The 18,785-nt window shown below is 66.7% G+C and carries 12 protein-coding genes; 6 read left to right on the top strand and 6 right to left on the bottom strand.

Annotation, left to right across the window (positions count from 1 at the left end; genetic code table 11):
• Positions 1–20: 20 nt before the first annotated feature.
• From AEB_RS05500 to AEB_RS05485, 4 genes are all read right to left on the bottom strand, one after another.
• A complete protein-coding gene (locus tag AEB_RS05500) occupies positions 21–2,414 on the bottom strand; it encodes a membrane-bound PQQ-dependent dehydrogenase, glucose/quinate/shikimate family (protein ID WP_119082286.1) in 2,394 nt (797 codons plus the stop codon).
• A 207-nt stretch (positions 2,415–2,621) separates the two neighbouring features.
• Positions 2,622–3,326 carry a UTRA domain-containing protein gene (locus AEB_RS05495; RefSeq protein ID WP_231958925.1) on the bottom strand — a complete coding sequence of 235 codons (705 nt, stop codon included), beginning with the start codon at positions 3,324–3,326 and terminating at the stop codon, positions 2,622–2,624.
• A gap of 185 nt (positions 3,327–3,511) precedes the next feature.
• Positions 3,512–6,328: a TonB-dependent receptor gene (locus tag AEB_RS05490; protein ID WP_119082284.1), complete on the bottom strand. Its 2,817-nt coding sequence runs from the start codon at positions 6,326–6,328 to the stop codon at positions 3,512–3,514.
• 373 nt (positions 6,329–6,701) lie between these two features.
• Positions 6,702–7,253 (bottom strand): HD domain-containing protein, encoded by a 552-nt coding sequence (locus AEB_RS05485; RefSeq protein ID WP_119082283.1) that lies wholly within the window; start codon positions 7,251–7,253, stop codon positions 6,702–6,704.
• 143 nt (positions 7,254–7,396) lie between these two features.
• On the opposite strand from AEB_RS05485, the gene AEB_RS05480 reads away from it, so the two are divergent.
• The 6 genes from AEB_RS05480 to AEB_RS05455 all read left to right on the top strand — a co-directional run bounded on the left by AEB_RS05480 (position 7,397) and on the right by AEB_RS05455 (position 16,485).
• Positions 7,397–9,544, top strand: coding sequence for a phosphocholine-specific phospholipase C (locus AEB_RS05480; RefSeq protein WP_119082282.1), 2,148 nt, complete (start codon positions 7,397–7,399; stop codon positions 9,542–9,544).
• Positions 9,541–11,469: a metallophosphoesterase gene (locus AEB_RS05475; protein ID WP_119082281.1), complete on the top strand. Its 1,929-nt coding sequence runs from the start codon at positions 9,541–9,543 to the stop codon at positions 11,467–11,469. Before AEB_RS05480 ends, AEB_RS05475 begins: the two co-directional genes overlap by 4 nt.
• Positions 11,466–12,815, top strand: a complete 1,350-nt coding sequence (locus AEB_RS05470; protein ID WP_231958924.1) for a DUF5690 family protein — start codon at positions 11,466–11,468, stop codon at positions 12,813–12,815. Before AEB_RS05475 ends, AEB_RS05470 begins: the two co-directional genes overlap by 4 nt.
• A complete protein-coding gene (locus AEB_RS05465) occupies positions 12,790–13,917 on the top strand; it encodes a TIGR03364 family FAD-dependent oxidoreductase (RefSeq protein WP_119082280.1) in 1,128 nt (375 codons plus the stop codon). The genes AEB_RS05470 and AEB_RS05465 overlap by 26 nt, the downstream gene beginning before the upstream one ends.
• Positions 13,918–13,928: 11 nt before the next feature.
• On the top strand, positions 13,929–14,729 hold the full coding sequence (phnX, locus tag AEB_RS05460) for a phosphonoacetaldehyde hydrolase (protein WP_119084476.1): 801 nt from the start codon (positions 13,929–13,931) through the stop codon (positions 14,727–14,729).
• A 142-nt stretch (positions 14,730–14,871) separates the two neighbouring features.
• Complete coding sequence (locus tag AEB_RS05455; protein WP_119082279.1) at positions 14,872–16,485, top strand: inorganic phosphate transporter; 1,614 nt, start codon at positions 14,872–14,874, stop codon at positions 16,483–16,485.
• A gap of 6 nt (positions 16,486–16,491) precedes the next feature.
• Here AEB_RS05455 and AEB_RS05450 read toward each other — a convergent pair whose 3' ends face one another.
• Both AEB_RS05450 and AEB_RS05445 read right to left on the bottom strand, forming a co-directional pair.
• Positions 16,492–16,896, bottom strand: coding sequence for a hypothetical protein (locus AEB_RS05450; protein WP_119082278.1), 405 nt, complete (start codon positions 16,894–16,896; stop codon positions 16,492–16,494).
• Positions 16,897–17,036: 140 nt separating this feature from the next.
• The gene (locus tag AEB_RS05445) at positions 17,037–18,716 is read right to left on the bottom strand and encodes a dipeptidyl-peptidase 3 family protein (RefSeq protein ID WP_119082277.1); all 1,680 of its coding nucleotides are present in this window, start codon (positions 18,714–18,716) and stop codon (positions 17,037–17,039) included.
• Positions 18,717–18,785: the final 69 nt, after the last annotated feature.

The following is an 18,785-nucleotide window of genomic DNA, read 5'->3' as shown; positions in this document are numbered from 1 at the left end:
AATCAAGCACGCGGCCTGGGTCACCCGCTCTGCGGCAGGGCATAGGCGATTACCTCATCGCCAATCGGCGTCTCCATGAAGTGATGGCCGCCCGCCACGATGACCAGATATTCGCGCCCGTTCTGCTGATAGACCATGGGGGTGGCCTGGCCGCCCGCCGGCAGCTTGTCGGTCCAGAGGGTCTTGCCTGTGGCGAGATCGACCGCACGGATAAGATTGTCGGTTGCCGCTGCGATGAAGATGAGGCCGCTGGCTGTCACCACCGCCCCGCCATTGTTCGGCGTGCCGATCGTCAGCGGGAGCATGGACGGAATGCCGAACGGGCCGTTGGTGCGCGCCGTGCCGAACGGGCGATCCCACAGCGTTTTCCCGGTTGCGATGTCGATCGCCCGCAGCCCGCCATAGGGCGGCTGCTTGCACAACATACCCGTGAGGGGCAGCCGCCATCCGGCGTTCACATCAATTGCATAGGGCGTGTTGAGCTGTGGATCGCCCGCGCCTTCCGCTCCGCCGATCCCGCCCCGGGCCTCGCCACGCGGCGCCCAGCCGAGTTCCTCCGCCTTCTTGCGCGGAACCAGTCGCACGTAATTCGGCATGTCATTGTAATTGGCCACGATCACCCCACGGCGCGGGTCCACCGCGATACCACCCCAGTCGGTGCCGCCATTATAGCCCGGGTATTCGATCGAATGCCGATCCGCCGTGGGAGGCGTATAGAAGCCGTCATAGCTCGCCTTGCGGAACTGGATGCGGCAGATCATCTGGTCGATCGGGGACATGCCCCACATGTCCTGTTCGGTCAGGTCCGGCTTTCGCAGCGTCTGCCAGCGCGAAACGATCTGCGTTTCTGCCCGCTCCTGTGGTTCCACACCTCCGATCGGGGCGCGGATCGTGCCCACGGGCGTCAGTGGCTTCCCGGTGCGACGGTCGAGGATGTAGATGTCGCCCTGCTTGCTAGGGAGCACCAGCGCCGGCGTACCCTTGTAGTCGATCAGGGTCGCCTGCGCGCCGAAATCGTAATCCCACACATCCTTCTTCACCGCCTGGAAGCGCCAGCGGGGCTTGCCGGTGTCCACATCCAGCGCGACGAGCGAGGTGGCATAGAAGTTCTCCGGCGGGCGGCGCTTGCCGCTCCAGTAATCGGCTGCGGAGTTGCCCATGGGGAGGTAGACGAGGCCGAGATCCTCGTCACCCGACGCAATCGTCCACATATTGGGGGTGCCGCGCGCCCATTCCTCACCCGGCGGCGGATAGCCATTCCAGTCCGGGTGCATCATGTCCCACGCCCAGTCGAGCTTGCCGGTAACGGCGTCGAAGCCACGGATCACGCCCGAGGGCTCCCACCGGTCCTGTCCGTCGAGCACCTGATGCCCGGTCACCACGACACCATGGACAATGGTGGGCGGGGAATTGATCGAGACATAGCCCGGCCGCGTCTGGCCCATGCCGATTGTCGTATCCACCTGCCCGTTAGTGCCGAAATCCTCGCACGGGCGCCCGGTTGCCGCGTCCAGCGCGAAAAGCCGCGCGTCCAGCGTGCCGAAGATGATGCGCCGGGCGCAAGGCTCGTCCCCGGCCGCTCCGGGCACCTCGTAATAGCTCACCCCGCGGCACGCGGCGGTGTAGGGAATCGCTGCGTCCGGGACCTTTGGATCGAACTTCCAGCGCTGCCTGCCCGTGGCGGGATCGAGCGCGAGAATCCAGTTCTTCGGCGTGCAGACATACAGCGTATCGCCCACCTTCAGGGGCGTGTTCTCGTCACCATACTTGCCCGCCACCTCCTTGGAGGAAGGCATGTCGCCCGTGTGCACCAGCCACGCCCGCTCGAGCTTGGAGACATTGGCGGGAGTGATCTGGCTGAGCGGCGTGTAACGGCGCGCGGCGTAGGAGCCGCCATAGGCAGGCCAGTCGCTATCCGCATGCAAGGGCGAAGGATCGGCCATGCCGCTGCCTTCTGCGGGGAGTTCGGCCAGAACTTCGTGCTCGTTCTCCTTGCCGATGATCACGCCGCCGAGGATGAACACCAGCAACACCGCGGCGAGCCCGCCAAAGGCAAAGGTCCAGCGGCGATGAGCAAGGGTGAGCGCCGGCATGACGAGCACCACGGCGATCAGCAGGACGAGCGGCGCGATCAGGCGCGGGACCAGCGCCCAGCCGTTGGCGCCCACTTCCCAGAAGGCCCAGATTACCGTCGCGGCGAATACTGCGATATACACCCAGCCGCCCAGCAGGCGCTGCCGAAACAGGAGGATGCCGGAGGCGAGCATCGCCAGGCCAGCGAGCAGATAATAGGGTGATCCGTCGAGGATCACGAGCCACCCGCCCCCAATCGTCAGTACGGTGCCGATGAGAGCCACGAGCGCCCCCACGATCATTGCGGCAAAGCTGCGGCGGCGGGGGGCTATATCATCCATGACGGATCCTCTTGTCATCGCAGGCGGGCTGGCGGAGCACGGGTGGCGATCACGATCGAAAGGGACGAAGCCAAGGACTTCGAACCAGTCACCGGTGATCGACAGCGAGCGCAGGGCTTCTCACTTGCCGTTGCTGTAATTCGCCATGACGGCGCGAGTTCCGAAATCTCGGCGTGCCGAGTGATGCGCCGCCACCGGCGCGCCGCGCTAGGCCACGTTCAGGTCCACATGCACCCGTATGGCGTCGTGCCGCCAGTATTCCTGATCGTACTCGACGACCCGGCCCGCCGGGTCGAAGCTGGTGCGCACCACTTCCAGCCCCGGAGTGCCGCTTTTCACGCCGAGCTGCTCCGCCGCCGTGCCCACCAGCGCACAGGGGCGCATGCTCACCCGGTTGCGCGCCACTGAAAGCTTGTAGGCCTGCGTCAGCACCTGGGTCAGCGACCCGTCGAGCGAATGGTCGAACAGCCCGGGAGCCAGCTTGGGATCGACCGTAATGCGCTCCACCAGCACAGGCCGCCCGTCGATCGAGCGGCGGCGCGAGATCACATACAGCCGAGCGCCAGGGGCCACGCGGAAGATATCGGCGATGGCTGGCGGGGCGGGCACCTCCTCCTTCAGCAACGTGCGCGTTTCCGGCGTCCGCCCCTGATCCGCGACATAGCTCATGAAACCGGCCCAGCGCGTCGGGTCATAGGTGATGGGCGGGGGCGAGACGTACCAGCCGCTGCGATCGCGGCGATAGATCAGCCCCTCCGCTTCCAGCTGGAACAGCGCTTCGCGGATGGTCCCGCGCGCGGCGCCGCTGTCCGTCTGCAATTGCCGTTCCGACGGCAACCGGGCGCCGGGCGCCAGCTTGCCCATCTCGATGCCTTCGGCGATCCTGTCGCGCAGGGCGAGATATTGCGGCACCGCCGCCTCCGCGGCAGGCGGAGGCTTTCCGCGAGCGTCAGCGGAGCTTTTCCTCGCCGGCATAGTGGATGGTATCCCCTGCATTGGGTGACGCGTCTGGTCGCTTGGTGCCTCCTGCAGGGCGCCTTGGCAACCGGCCACGGCAGGGCGGGGGCCGGCATGGCTGCCGACCCCCGCGCCCGCAATCAATAAACGTAGCTGAGGCGCATCAGATAGGTGCGGCCCGGCTCCATATAGTCCTTTTGGTACGAAGGATTGTCGCCCTTGGTGGTGTAGTACTTCCAGTCGTTGAGCAAATTGCCCACGTCGAAGTCCATCGCCAGGCTGGGGGTGATATTGTAGCGCGTATGGAGATCGAGGCTGCGGTTGGGCCGCACCCACTTGTCCACCGCATTGTCCCGCAGGTCTTCGATGAACTTGCCGCGGTAATTATAGGACAGCTTCGCTTCGAAGCCATATTTCTGGAAGGTCAGCGCCGCGTTGTAGAGGATATGCGGCGTGTTCACGAGGCGCATCTTGTCGCCCTCGCGATAGTCCAGCCCGCTCTCCGCCTCGCTGTGCTGTAGCGTCAGATTGCCTTCGAAGCCGAAGCCATCGAAGGGCGCAGCCAGCCCGTCGAACCCCTTGATCAGGTTCAGCTCCACGCCATAGACCTTGGCCGTCTCGCCATTCTTCGGCTGGGTGATTTCGATCGTCCCGATCGTCGTCGCCGCATCCACCTGATTGCCGTTGGTGAAGATGAAGTTCTTGATGTGCTTGTAGTAGGCGGCGACGGATACGACGCTGGTGGGATCGGGATAATATTCCAGCGAAAGATCGGCGTTATAGGCCTTCGCCGGCTTCAGATCCGGATTGCCCTGGCTGATGGCGATAATTTCATCCGTCACGGGGTCGCGAGTGATGCTCTGGCCGCCAGAGATGTTGCCATATTCCGGCGCGGAATAGCCGGTCCACAGGGCACCGCGGATCGCCACTCGGTTGCTCGGGCGGTAGGTGGCGGTGAGGCTGGGCAGGAAGATCGTGTAGCTGGAATCGCTGCTGCCGAAGCCGCTCTCGTCACCGTCGTCCACCCAGAAGTCGTTGTGGATGGTGCGGTGCTCCAGCCGGGCGCCGGCGATCAGGCGGAAGGCGTCCCAGTCGAAATTTGCCAGCGCATAACCGGCATAGACGTTCTCGCTGCCCTTCTTGTCGTCCTGCAGGAGATCTTCTTCGCTGACGTCGCCGCCATTGGCCGCCTCCGCAGCGCGGATGGCGGCGACCACGGCGGCGCGATCGAACACGTCGCCATAATAATACTCGCCGCCCAGCATGCTGGTGACTTCCTTGTCCACCAGCCCCGATTCCTCCAGGTTCAGACCGTCCAGCGGAGTGCCGGCGAAATCGCCGTCATACAGCGGCGTGTAATCGTAATCGCGCTTGGAGCGCAGCCATTTGGCGCCCGCCTGCACATAGCTGAGCACACCATCCATGTCGTAGCGTGCGTCCAGCTTCAACGCGATCCGGTCATCCTTCTGCTTCCAACGCTCATGGCTCGCGCCATCGAAGGGGAGCAGCGAACTGTCGCGCTCCACGAACTCCGCGAAAGCCGGCATGCCCGCATGAGGGAAGCGCGGATCGCTGGAAACCCAGTCGATCCCCGTGGCATCGAGCGGGAAGGTGCACTTGTCGCAATTATAGCCGACGGAGTAGCCATCGGGGTTCTCTCGCGTGCCGCCCGAATAGCTGGCGCTGTAGGTCAGCGTCAGCGCGTCCATCTTGCTTTCACCACCAAACTCGACGGTAGCGAGGGTCTGGTTCACGTCGATCGTGCCAAAGTTGCGAGCGAACTGGAACGCCTGCGGGTTCCACACGCCAGAGCGGCCGTTGAGCGACCAATATTTGCTGGAATTGCGATCGGCGTCGGAAATGATGCCATCGCCATCCTCGTCCACGATCTGTCCGGTCGTGTAGCCGTAGATACTGCCCAGCGTCGGATCGCTGCCGGTGATCATGTCTTCCGGCTGCAGCAGGCTGGTGTCTTCGGGGTCCACCTGGGTGAGCCGCGCGGTCGGACGATTGCGGTAGTCGGTGTAATCGTTCGTGCCGCGCAGTTCCTGCCGCGCATACTGGCCGCGGAGATAAAGCTGCGTGGCATCCCCGTGATAATCCAGCGAGATATTGCCGCCGTAGCGGGTCTGCTTCACGCGGCGATAGTCAAGGTCGATGCCCGGCAAATGCATATTGTCTTCGGAGATCGTCTCGGTCGAGTTCTTCCGCCAAACATAGGGCTCCCACTCGCCGTCGTTCTCGGTCTCCTGCGCGTTGCCGTGGGTCACGCCGTAATTGACCGAGGCGAAGATGCCGAACTGCCCGTCTCCGAACTTCTGCGCGAAATCGAGCTGGCCCTGATAAACGCCAGAATCCTCGTCGGCGGAATGAGCGCGGCCATTGATCCCGCCCGTGGCATAGAGGCGCAGCGTCGTGGGCTTGTTGAAGTCGAAGGCCGTAGGCGTGCGAAAATCGATCACGCCAGCGATCGCATCCCCATCCACGTCGGGCGTCAGCGTCTTCGTCACGCGGATGGCGGCCAGCCCATTGGGAGGCAGCACGCTGAGCGACACGTCACGGCTGGAAGGGTCGGTCTGCGCCACGCGCACGCCATTGATCGTCACAGCATTATAGGTGCCGGAAAAGCCGCGGATGGTGACATATTCGCCCTCGCCAGTATCCTGGTTGACGACCACGTTCACACCCGGCAGCCGCGCCAGCGCATCGGCCACGTTGGCGTCGGGCAGCTTGCCCAGATCATCCGCCGCGATCTCGTCGATCACGGTGTCGGCCTCTTTCTTGGCGGCGATCGCGCTTTCGCGGCTGAGCCTCTGGCCGGTGACCACGATCTGGTCGGCGTCGGTGGCCGCATCATCGGCTTCGGCATGCGCAGTGCCGGCGACAGCGAGCGTGCCGAGCGCAGCAGTGCGGAGAAGGTGCCGCTTCAGCGCGGCGCAAGAGACATGGCGTTTCATGATTTCCCTCAATGTTGTCCAAGATTCATGAAAAGTCAGAGACTTGCTTGCACCGGGCGTGCAAGATCGCGCTGCGGGAACCGTGTTGGTCCGCACTCGATCCACCCCCGAAGCCCGCGACTCGGTCTTTGTCTTTCAAACTGGTATAGGCCAGTTACCGATTACAGCTGCGTGACAGGACGAGCGGCAGCCGGTTAATTTCACCGCGACGGCACGCACACACATGGAAAGGAAGGAAAATTTTTTGTTGCACCCGCGAAGCGCGGCATGCGCCTAGCGCACGGCCGTGCGCCGCTCGGGCGCGCAGCTTCGCATGCGACCGCCGGCCGTCAGCAGCGTCAGGATTTGAGGATGGTGAGCAGCGGCCCCGCCCTCAGGCGGCGGGATGATCGGCCAGCAGCAGCGATTGCAGCAGGTCGCGGTAGCTTTCCAGGCCGGGAACCGCCCAATCCGGCCGCTTGCCGGAATCATCAAAGCGCCGCAGCAGCAGTGCTTCCTCGAAGAAGTCTTCATTGCGGAATGCAGCCAGCTCTTCCTCGCTCATGCGGCCGCCCTGAAGGCGATAGCTCAGCAGTGACGCCTCGCTCAGCCCCGCTTCGTAATCGCGCTGCACGGTGCAGAGATAGCGCTTCGCATCCACATGCAGCCGCACCGGCTCCGTCACCTCGCGAGGAAAGCCGCGCGCAAGGAAAGCGGCGCCGGTGATCTCGTGCCGTGCGTCGCGGTTGAGCTTCACCGCCGCATTGCCGGCGTCGTTGAGGAACTGGCCCACGTCATGCAGCAATGCCGCCGCCACCAGGCTGTCGGCACAGCCGTGCTCACGCGCCAGCTGCGCGCACTGCAACGCATGCTGCAGCTGGGATGCATTCTCCCCGTAATGTTCCTCCCCGAAGCGGCGGAACAGGGCAAAGATGGAATCGATCATCGGCTGGCCATCACTCGCGAATGTCACCCCGTGCGGGGAGGAAGGCCGCGCTGGCAAACTCCCCGAAGTGACGCAGAACTGTAGTCTTTGGACTATACCAAAAGCGAGCGCCGCAGTTAGCGCAGCGACTGGAGGTTGGAAAGATGATTCGCGGCTCTCGCAGGAATTTCCTCGGCTTGACCGGCGGCGCAGCGATCGCCTCGCTCTATCCGGACCTCATCAGCCGCGCGCTGGCGATCGCCCCTGCCCGCCGCTCAGGCACGTTGAACGACATCGACCACATCGTCGTCCACATGCAGGAGAACCGTTCCTTCGATCACTATTTCGGCAGGCTCAACGGCGTGCGCGGGCTGGGCGATCCCCGCCCGCTGCGGCTGCCGGGCGGGCGCTCGGTCTGGGCGCAGCCCTCCAGCCAGCATCCCGACGGATACGTGCTGCCCTATCACGGGGATTCGAAGACCACCCGCTCCTTCAAGGTCGATGGCGCCGACCAGTCGCACCAGGAGAACATGGTGATCTTCAACCGCGGGCGATACGATCGCTGGGGTCACACGGACGAGCTGCACAACCGCATGCTGCATTATGCGGCGGGCGATCTGCCCTTCTACTACGCGCTGGCCGACGCCTTCACCGTATGCGACGCCTATCACTGCTCCACCATGACGCAGACCTATCCGAACAGGCTGCACCTGTTCACCGGCTGCAACGGCGGCGGCACGGTCGGCGGCGATCCGCAAATGCACAATTACGGCGAGGACGAGACGCCGAGCGCCGACATGCGCACGGATCAGCCGCTGCGGCCGGACGCCTACACATGGTCCACCTATGCCGAGCGTCTGCAGAAGGCCGGGGTAAGCTGGAAGGTCTATCAGGAATACGACAATTTCGGCGACAATCTGCTGTCCGTCTTCCCGGCCTTCCGCCCCTGCCCGGAGGATTCCGAGCTCTATCGCCGGGGCCGCTCATGGGTGAGCGAGCACAAGGAGGGCGCCGATCGCACCCGGTCCGATGGCGAACAGCTGGTCGCGGCGTTCCGGTCGGACGTGGAATCGGGCAAGCTGCCGCAGATCAGCTGGATCGTCACGGCGGCGGATCTGTCCGAACATCCGCAGGCGGAACCCGCCAAGGGGGAGCATGTCACCGCCGGCCTGATCGCCGCGCTGGTGGACAATCCGGAGGTCTTCGCGCGCACCGCCTTCATCCTCAATTATGACGAGGCGGGCGGGTTCTACGACCATATGGCCCCGCCCGTGCCGCCGGTGGGGGATTACCGCGGCCATTCCACCGTCCCGATCGACGGAGAGACGAAGGTCTGGGGGCCGGAGGCCAAGAAGGTCCGCGGGCCGCACCCGATCGGCCTCGGCATAAGAGTGCCGGCGGTGGTGGTTTCCCCGTGGAGCCGGGGCGGCTTCGTCTGCTCCGAACTGTTCGATCACACCTCGGTCCTGCAGCTGATGGAGCGGCGCTTCGGGGTGCGGGAGGAGAATATCAGCCACTGGCGCCGGGCGGTGTGCGGCGATCTGACCTCCGCTTTCGACTTCGCCAGTGCCACTGCCGGGCTGGGGGAATTGGGGCTGCCGGATACTGCGGATTTCGCCATCCGGGTCGCCGCCTCGCATGCGGGGAAGGCGAACGAAATCCCGCAAAAACAACAGCCTGGAGAGCAAATGGAGGGGCGCCGGCCGCATCGGCCGCTGCCCTATCGGCTGGTCACCCAAACCGCGGTGGGGGCCGATGGCCGCCTCACAATCACCATGGAAAACAAGGGCCTGACGGGCGCGACGCTGACGCTGCACGACAATCTGGACCGCGAGGAACCGTTGCATTTCACCCTCGGCACGGGCGACGCACACGCCACGCAAGCATGGCAGACGGACAGTGCAATTGATTGGGCATACGATATGACCCTGCGCGGCCCGAACGGCTACTGGCGCCGCTATGCCGGCACCCTCGGCAGCGATCGCCTTCCGGCCGAAGCCAACATGCGCGAACGCGAAGCGGAACAGGCGCTGGCGCTCCAGCTGCGCAACGATGGCGCCGAGTGGATCACCTTCGTCGCGGTGATGGACGGGGCCTATGCCGGGGGCAAACCGGTGCAGCGCGAAATGCGCGTGGCGCCGGGCAGGTCCGCCAGCCTGGCCTGGCCGCTCGCCCCGAGCCAGGGCTGGTACGATCTGACGGTGACCGTGGCGGGCGACGAGCGCTTCCTGCGCCGCTTCGCCGGCAAGGTGGAGAACGGCCGGCCCGGCCTGACCGATCCGGGCATCGGCGCCATGCGCGTGCTGGCGTGACGCCGGGCCTCAGCCGGCCGGCACTGGCGCTGTTGGCGCTGGCGGCCGGCGGCGCATCCCCGCCCGAAGCCGTGTGGCGGCCGGATCCGAGCTATGCGCTGGTGATCCCGCCTGACATACCGGAGGAGCCCGCCGTCCCGCCGGCGCCGCCGATGATCGCCCCCGCGCCCTGGGCGCCGCCGCTGCTGTTCGGCCAGCCCCCTTCCGAAGTGCGGCAGGACTGGGCCTCGCTGCCCGAAGTGGCGGACGGCCCCTTCAGCGTGGAGCTATGGCTTGCGGACCATGTGAACCACCCGGTGGGCCTGCTCGCCGCCGGGGTAGACGGCGATGGGGCGCCCGCCTGGACGCTCGGCTATTTCAGCCTGCTGGGCAACGGCAAGTTCACCGGCGATCCCGCGCTGCGCTTCGGCCCGCTGGAATGGCTGCCCGATCGCGCCGCGCCGCGCTTTGCCCCCTATCGCAGCTATCTGCATCATATCGTGGGCAGTTTCGACGGGCACCACTGGCGGCTGTTCCATAACGGCGTGCTGGTGGCCGAGGCTGAGGGCGCAGCGCGACCATTCCGCGCGGTGCATATGGCCGGCTATCTGGCCGCGGAGCCGCATATGCGCATGGCGAATCTGCTGCGCGGCGCATGGCTGCATGGGCAGGCGATAGATGCCGCCGGGGCGCAGGCCGCCTTCGCCGCCCGCACCGCCGAGATTGCGGCGGCCACGCGCGGCACGGGCAAGCAACTGCGCTTCACCGCCGGCCCCTATCTGACGCCGCCGGGCACGCGCGAGCAGAAGCTACTGTGGGAGACGGACCGCCCCGCCACCGGCCGCGTGGAATGGGGGCCGACCGCAGCCTTCGGCCATGCGCTGGAATTCACGGATGCCGCGCGGCTGCACCGAGCCACCCTGCCCGCCCTCGCCCCCGCGACCAAGTATTTCTACGGCGTCACGGCACGCGATGCCGCCGGCGAGGTGCTGGACAGCGGCACGCTGGCCTTCCGCACCATGCCGGCGGAGGGCAGGCCGCTGGTCTTCGCGGTGGTGGGCGACACGCAGGAACGGCCCTTCATCAACGCCCGCCTCAGCCGGCTGATCTGGCAACAGCGCCCGCAATTCGTGGTGCTCGCCGGCGATCTGGTTGGCGGCGAGGAGGACGAGCGGCGCTGGCACTGGACCGACGAGTTCTTCCCCGGCATGGGCCCGCTGGTCGAGCGGGTTCCCGCGCTCGCCGTGCGCGGCAATGGCGATGTGGATGTGGTGGACCCCGCGCAGGACCGGCGCCTGTTCACCAATTTCGATCGCTATCACAACCAGCCCGACGAGGGCCGCGGCTATTATTCCTATCGCATCGGCGATGCCGAATTCTTCGTGCTGGACGGCAATCTGGCCCTGCGCGAGCGGCAGGAGCCCGGCTTCCGCAAGGCGCAGCGCGCCTGGCTGGATCAGGCGCTGGGCGCATCCACCGCAAGGTGGAAGATCGCCCTGCACCACCAGCCGGCCTACAGTTCCGACGACGACGATTATGGCAACGGCTATGCCGCCCCCACCACCGGCGGCGATCCTGAAATCCGCGCCGATTTCGTCGATCTTTACGAGCGGCACGGCGTCGATCTCGCGCTTTCCGGCCATATCCACGGCTACGAGCGATCCTGGCCGCTGCGCGCGGGCAAGCCCGCCTGCGGCGGAGTGACCTATGTCGTCAGCGGCGGGGGCGGCGGCGACAGCGAGCGGGCCGCCCCCGCCGCCAGCCCCACCGCGGCCACGCTGCACAGCGGCTTCCATTTCCTGCTGGCGCGACTGTGGCAGGACCGGCTGGAGATCGAGATGCGCGATGCCGAAGGCCGCCTGCGCGACAGCTTCGCCCTGGCCCCGCACGCGATCGCCGCCCGGCGCTGCGAGGCCGGCGGCGAAAGTGCGGAGCCCCGCCGATGAGCGCGCCCGCCGCCTTCAGCCCCACCCCCGTTCCAGAGGTGATCGTGGAGTCTCCCGCACTTGCGCCCCCGCCCGCACCGGTCCGGCGCAGCCTGATGATCGCGCTGGGCGGGCTTGCTGCCTTCAGCGCCTATTTCGCCATGTATGCCTTCCGCAAACCCTTTGCGGCGGCGACCTTTGCCGATCATCCGGCGCTGCTGGGCGGGCTTGATTACAAGACGGCGCTGCTGATCGCGCAGGTCATGGGCTATGCCCTGTCCAAGCTGATCGGCATCCGCGTGATCGCGGAATTCGGCCGGCAGGGGCGCGGACTGGCGATCCTGGCGCTGATCGGCACGGCCTGGCTGGCGCTGATCCTGTTCGCGCTGATCCCCGCGCCGTGGAATATCGCCTGCCTGTTCCTGAACGGCCTGCCGCTGGGCATGATCTGGGGGCTGGTGTTCAGCTATATCGAAGGGCGCCGCGTGTCCGAAGCGCTGGGCGCGGTGCTCTGCGCCAGTTTCATCATCTCCTCCGGCGCGGTGAAATCGGTGGCGGTGCTGGTGATGGACCGCGGCGTCAGCGAGATGTGGATGCCCGCCGTCACCGGCGCGCTGTTCTTCCCCGTGCTGTTCCTGGCGCTGTTCCTGCTGGAACGCATGCCGGCCCCCGATAGACGCGACGAGGCGGAACGGACCGTGCGTGTCCCCATGCTGCGCGCGGCGCGGCTGGCTTTCCTGCGCAATTACGGCCTCGCCATGGTGCTGCTGGTTTCCGGCTATGTGCTGCTGACCGCGATCCGCGACTTCCGCGACAATTTCGCCGCCGAACTGTGGGGCGCGATGGGTTATGGCGGCGTCGCATCGGTCTTTTCCGCCAGCGAATTGCCGGTGGCCGCAGTGGCGCTGGCGGCGCTGGGCGGGCTGATGCTGATCCGCGACAATATGCGCGCGCTGCTGGCGATGCATGGCATCATCCTGCTGGGCGCGCTGCTGCTGGGCTTTTCCACGCTGGCCTTCCAGATGGGCCTGCTGCACCCGCTGCCCTATATGATCCTGACCGGGGCGGGCCTCTATTTCGCTTATACCCCGTTCAACGCCATGCTGTTCGACCGGATGATCGCCGCCATCGGCCATGCCGGCAATGCGGGCTTCCTGATCTATGTGGCGGACAGCTCCGGCTATGTCGGCAGCGTGGCGCTGCTGCTATATCGCAGCTTCGGCGCGGCGCGGATGGACTGGCTCTCCTTCTACATCGACGCGGCTTATGTCGCCTCCGCCGCCGTGGCGCTGCTCACCATCTGTTCGGCGCTCTATTTCCACTTCCGTCTTGGCACGCATCATGTCCGCACAGCCGCAGCAGTTTGACCTTGCCATCGTAGGCGCGGGCATCGTCGGCCTCGCCCATGCGCTGGCCGCCACGCGGCGCGGGCTGCGCGTGGCGGTGGTGGATCGGGATGCGCAGGCCAATGGCGCCTCCATCCGCAATTTCGGCTTCGTCACCGTCACCGGGCAGCAGAGCGGGCGCGTGTGGCAGCTGGCGCGCCGCAGCGCCGCCATCTGGCGGGAAGTGGCGCCGCAGGCCGGCATCGCCATCGAGCAGGAAGGGCTGCTGCTGGTGGCCCAGCGGGCGGAGGCGGCGCTGGTGATCGAAGCCTTTGCGGATACGCCGATGGGTGAGGGCTGCCGCGTGCTGAGCGGGCGGGAGGCACGGCAACTGGCCCCCGCGCTGCGCGGCCAGCCCGCTGCCGCTCTGCTTTCCACCGCCGATCTGCGGGTGGAATCGCGCAGCGCCATCCCGCTGCTGGCGCGCTGGCTGGAGGAAAGCCGCGGCGTCACCTTCCTGCGCGGCCAGGCAGTGCGCGAGGTGGAGCCCGGCGCGGTGGTGCTGGCGGACGGCAGCCGCATCGCCGCGGGGCAGGTGATCGCCTGCCCGGGCGATGACTGGGCGGGCCTGTTCCCCGCCGCCTGTGCCGATGCCGGCATCACCCGCTGCCAGCTGCAGATGCTGCGGCTGGCCCCGCCGGGCTGGCGCCTGCCGCATCCGGTGATGAGCGATCTCAGCCTGGTCCGCTATCTCGGCTATGCCGAGCTGCCCGAGGCGGAGCCCCTGCGCCGAAGGCTGGAGCAGGAAGAGGCGGAGGCGCTGGGCTATGGCATCCATCTGATCGCCGTGCAGAGCGCCGATGGATCGATCGTGCTGGGGGACAGCCATGTCTATGCCGCCACCCCCGAACCCTTCGCCTCCGCCGCGGTGGATCAGGCCATGCTGGCGCAATATGCCGCGCTGTTCGGTGCCGCGCCGCCAGTGATCGAACGCTGGACCGGCACCTATGCCAGCGGGCCGGATCACAGCATCCGGCGCACTCCGCTGCCCGGCGTGACGCTGGTCGTCGTCACCAGTGGCACCGGCGCTTCCACGGCCTTCGCGCTGGCGGAAGACACCCTCTCCTCCCTCTTCCCGACATGAAAGGCAGCATCGTGCACCCAAATCTCAAGGCCGTGATCTTCGACTGGGCCGGGACGATGATCGATTTCGGCAGCCGCGCCCCGGTGATTGCGCTGTGCCGGCTGTTTGCCGACCATGAGGTGCCGATTACCGAGGCGGAGGCGCAGGAGGATATGGGCCGCGCCAAGTGGGATCACATCGCCTGCCTGCTGGCCAAGCCGCGCATTGCCGCCGCATGGGCGGAGGCCCACGGCGCGCCCCCGGTCGAAACCGATGCGCGGATGCTGTTCGACCGGATCGGGCCGGCCATGACGGAAGCGGCGCGCGATTGTGCCGTGCTGATCCCCGGCGCGGCGGAGGTGGCGGGGGTGCTGCAGCAGGCGGGGGTGAAGATCGGATCCTGCACCGGCTACACGCGCGAGATGATGGCGGCGATCCTGCCCCTGGCGGCGGAGCAGGGCTATCGCCCCGATTGCGTGGTGTGTGCGGGGGAAACGACGGAGGGGCGGCCGTCCCCGCTGATGGCGTGGAAGAACCTGGTGGAGCTGGGCGCCTGGCCCGCGGGTGCCTGCGTGAAGGTGGACGATACCGAGGTGGGGCTGGCCGAAGGGCGCAATGCCGGCCTGTGGACCGTGGCGGTGGCCGCCACCGGCAATGCGCTGGGGCTTTCGGCCGCCGATCTCGCCGCCCTGCCTGCGGCGGAGCGGGAGGCGCGCCTTGCCGCCGCGCGGGCGCGGCTGAGCGCGGCCGGCGCGCATCGGGTGATCGACAGCGTCGCCGATCTGCCGGCGGCGCTGGCGGAATTGCCGATCGGCCAGCCCGCGCCGGCCTGAAGCGGTGGGGGTGCGCCGCGGCCCTGCCCCATCGCAGTCACACTCCCGCAAAGATTGCATGAGATGCGCGCCTGTCGCCTTCCGGCGGCAGCCCGGCCATCCGGCCACCGCCCGCCGGCGGCGATTCAGAGCAGGAACGCGCATGCAGGACATATCCGTGTCTCCGGACGAGCCCTCCGCCGCACCGGTGCTGCCCTTCGGGCTCAGCTGGACCAGCCTTGGCTTCGGCGTGCTGTTCGTGGGGATGACCGGGTATTTCCTGTTCTGGGGCCTCGATTACACCAATCACGCGCATGTGATGCTGTTCGTGCTGGCCACGCTGTTCGGCGTGTTCATGGCCTTCAACATCGGCGGCAACGATGTGGCCAATTCCTTCGGCACCAGCGTGGGCGCGGGCACGCTGTCGATCAAGCAGGCGCTGATGATCGCGGCGGTGTTCGAAGTGAGCGGTGCGGTGATCGCGGGCGGCGAGGTGACGGACACGATCCGCAGCGGCATCGTCGATCTGTCCGCCACCGCGGTCGAGCCGATGCAGTTCGTCTATATCATGATGGCGGCGCTGCTTTCGGCGGCGCTGTGGCTGCTGTTCGCCAGCCGCAACGGCTGGCCCGTCTCCACCACCCATTCCATCGTCGGCGGGATCGTCGGCGCCTCCATCGCGCTGGGCATGCTGCTGAGCGGCGGCGGTGCGGCGCTGGCGCTGGTGCAGTGGGACGAGATCGGCACCATCGTGCTGTCCTGGGTGCTTTCCCCGCTGCTGGGCGGGGTCGTGTCCTATCTGCTCTACTACCAGATCAAGACCCACATCCTCGGCTACAACGAACGCGCCAAGCAGCAGCTGCAATTGCTGCGGCAGGAACGGCGCAAGCTGAACGAACGCCACCGCAGCGCCTTCGAGAAGCTGAGCGACATCCAGAAGATCTCCTACACCAACACCATGGTGCGCGACGGCGTGGCCCTGCGCGAGGAGGACTTCTCGCCCGAGGAGCTGGAGTCCGACTATTTCCGCGAACTGGTGGAGATCAAGCGCCGGCGCGAAAGCATCGCCGCGCACAAGGCCTTGCAGAACTGGGTGCCGCTGGTGGCGGCGGCGGGCTCCGCGATCATCTCCTCCATGCTGCTCTTCAAGGGCCTGAAGAACATGCATCTGGAGATCTCCACCCTCCACAATTACCTGATCATGGCGATGATCGCCGCCGCCGCGTGGATGGCGACTTTCGTGTTCGTGCGCTCGCTGCGCAACGGATCGCTCGATCGTTCGACCTTCCTGCTGTTCAGTTGGATGCAGGTGTTCACCGCCGCCGGCTTCGCCTTCAGCCATGGCGCGAACGACATCGCCAACGCCATCGGCCCCTTCGCCGCGATCATGGACGTGCTGCGCAGCGGCACGATGGAAAGCACCGCCGCCATCCCCAGCGTCGCCATGATCACCTTCGGCGTGGCGCTGATCGCCGGCCTGTGGTTCATCGGCAAGGAGGTGATCCGCACGGTCGGCCAGGAGCTCACGCAGATGCACCCGGCCTCCGGCTTTTCCGCGGAGCTGTCCGCCGCCGCGGTGGTCATGCTCGCCTCCACCTTCGGCATCCCGGTGTCCAGCACGCACATCCTGATCGGCGCCGTGCTCGGTATCGGGATCGTCAACCGGCAGACCAACTGGGCGCTGATGAAGCCGATCGCGCTGGCCTGGGTCGTCACCGTGCCGGCCGCCGGCCTGCTGGGCGCGGGCGGCTTCCTGGTGCTGAACGCGCTGTTCTGAGCCGCGTCAGCCGGCTTCGGCCAGCGCCCCCGCCAGCCGGTCCACCACGAAGGCCAGCTCCACCGCGCGATCCGCGCCGATCACGCCTTCGCAGCGGCTCGTCAGTTCCTCCTGCGGCACTTCGCGCGCGGCTTCGATCAGCGAGAGCAGCAGCGCCTCCCCTTCCGACACATTGAGGCAGCACGGCGCCGCGAAGCTGAGCGGGCAGGCCGCGTGGCAGGCGAGCACCGACATCAGGCAGTGGAACGCGCCCAGCGCCGTCTGCGCCTCGCGCATGCGGAACAATGGCTCCGCCGCGCGCACCGCGCAGCGCCCCATGTGCCGCGCCATCACCCAGCGGCGCATCGAGGCGACGAGGAACTGCTCATGCGCCGCCAGCTGGCCCAGCGGCCGATCGATATAGTGATACATGCGCACCTCCCGCGATGCGCCCCGACCCACTGGGCCGCCGGGCGCTGATCTCCGCGCATTTGCGACTCTCTTTTGCAAATGCCTCGCAATAACGAATACGGAGATGCGCCGCGCCGGTCAAGCGGCACCGCGCCGCCGGATCAGATATGGTCGGGATAGATCGGGCGAATATCCACCGGGATCGCCGCCATGCGCGCGATGGCCGCCTCGGCATGCTCGTCCAGCACCGCCCAGCGATCGAGGAAGGCCTTGGTGCCGGCGTAATCGCCCGTGGCCTCCAGCATCAGCTCGTCATGCAGGAGATCGCGCAGCCCCGCTTCCATCCGCGCCGGGTCGATCACGTAAGCGCCTCTGGCCGCGTCCCAGGCGAAGGCGCCCTTGGCTTTCAGATAGCCATATTGCGCCGCCGCCCCGCGCCCATGCGCCTCCCCGGTGCCGAAGCGCATCGCGCGAAAGATGCCGGTGAAATAGGTCGGCCACAGCTGGTCCTTCTCCGCCGCCGGCAGTTCCCCCTTGTTCATCATGAACAGGATGTTCCAAACCCCGGCGACATCGGCCTTGGATTCCTCCAGCGCCGAATATTGATCGCGCAGTTCTTCGCCCACGGTGGTCTGGCGCCCGTCCACGGTGATCGTGCCCGGCCCCAGGCTGTGCGACAGTTCATGGAACAGCGTCTCCAGCTCCATATACTTCTTCGCCACCAGCCGCGCCTGCGCCGGCTCCAGCACGATCTCGGCCATGGGCTGCAGGATGCGGTCGTATTTGGCGCCCAGCACATTGGCCAGGATCACCTTCTTGGCGCCCTTCGCCTCCCGCACCCGCTCGTCATTCGGCAGGTTGAAGGCGATGGTCTGGACGCCGGGCACGTTGTCGCCCCCGCCCTGCACCTGATCCGCCACGGCGATCGGGCTTTCGAAGCCGCGCTGGAAGTTCTTGTAGCGATCCTCGATCGGGAGGTTCGCCTCCATATCGCGCAGATAGCGCTTGTACTTGTCGAGCGCGGCGGAGGCTTCGGGATCCTTCAGCGTCACGAAGCTTTCGAACGCGGTCTTGGTGCCGAACAGCCCGTCCGTATAGACCTCATACGGCCCGATCGCGACTTCGATGGGCGTGCCCGAAAGGTCCATCCACGCGAGTTCGCTGGCGAAATAATCGTCGCTGAGGAAGGCGTCCGCGCGCAGCTGCAGGAACTTGCGCAGGCTGGCATTGCTGGTGCGCGCGGCCGCCTGGCGCAGCAGATCGGCCGCCGGCCGCAGCCATTCGGCATATTCGATCGAATAGGGCACGGCCACCAGCCGGTCGCCCTCGCGCTTCACCACCGTATAGGGGCTGGTCAGCGCATCCTTCTGCGCGGGATGGGCGGCAAGATAGGCGGTGAATTCCTCGCGCGTGAGATCATGCGGATAGAAGCCTGCGCCTTCCGGCATGGGCGTGGTGCCCCAGAAGGGATGCCGCTCCGCAATCTCGTCCCACGGGCCGAAATTGCGATCGAACATGTCGAGCAGCAGGTCGCGATCGGCCCGGCGGGAGCGGGAAATGGCCGTGCGGATTTGCGGATTCTCCGGGTCCCGCTGGCGCAGATAGATCTCGCTCATCAGGCCCGAGGCCCGGATCAGCAGATTGACCACGTCCCGCTCCTCCGCGGTGAGATAGGAGGTGTCGGGCTCCATGCGGATTTCCGCCATCTTCGCCTGCTGCGCCGCGAGATCATAATTGTCGCCCGGCGCTTCTGCCGCGGGGGGCGGCGGCACCGTATCCGGACTGGCCATCTGCCCGCAGGCAGCGAGCGAAAGAGCGAGCGGGATGATGGCGGTGCGCATGTCCATTCTCCGGGGCTTGGGGAGCTTTCCAACGGCTTAGCCGCGCCCGGGCGCCGTGTCACGGAGCCA

Source organism: Altererythrobacter sp. B11 (genome assembly GCF_003569745.1).
GTDB lineage: Bacteria > Pseudomonadota > Alphaproteobacteria > Sphingomonadales > Sphingomonadaceae > Croceibacterium_C.
Note: the sequence above shows the minus strand (reverse complement) of the source record. Positions and strands in the feature narration are given on the sequence as shown.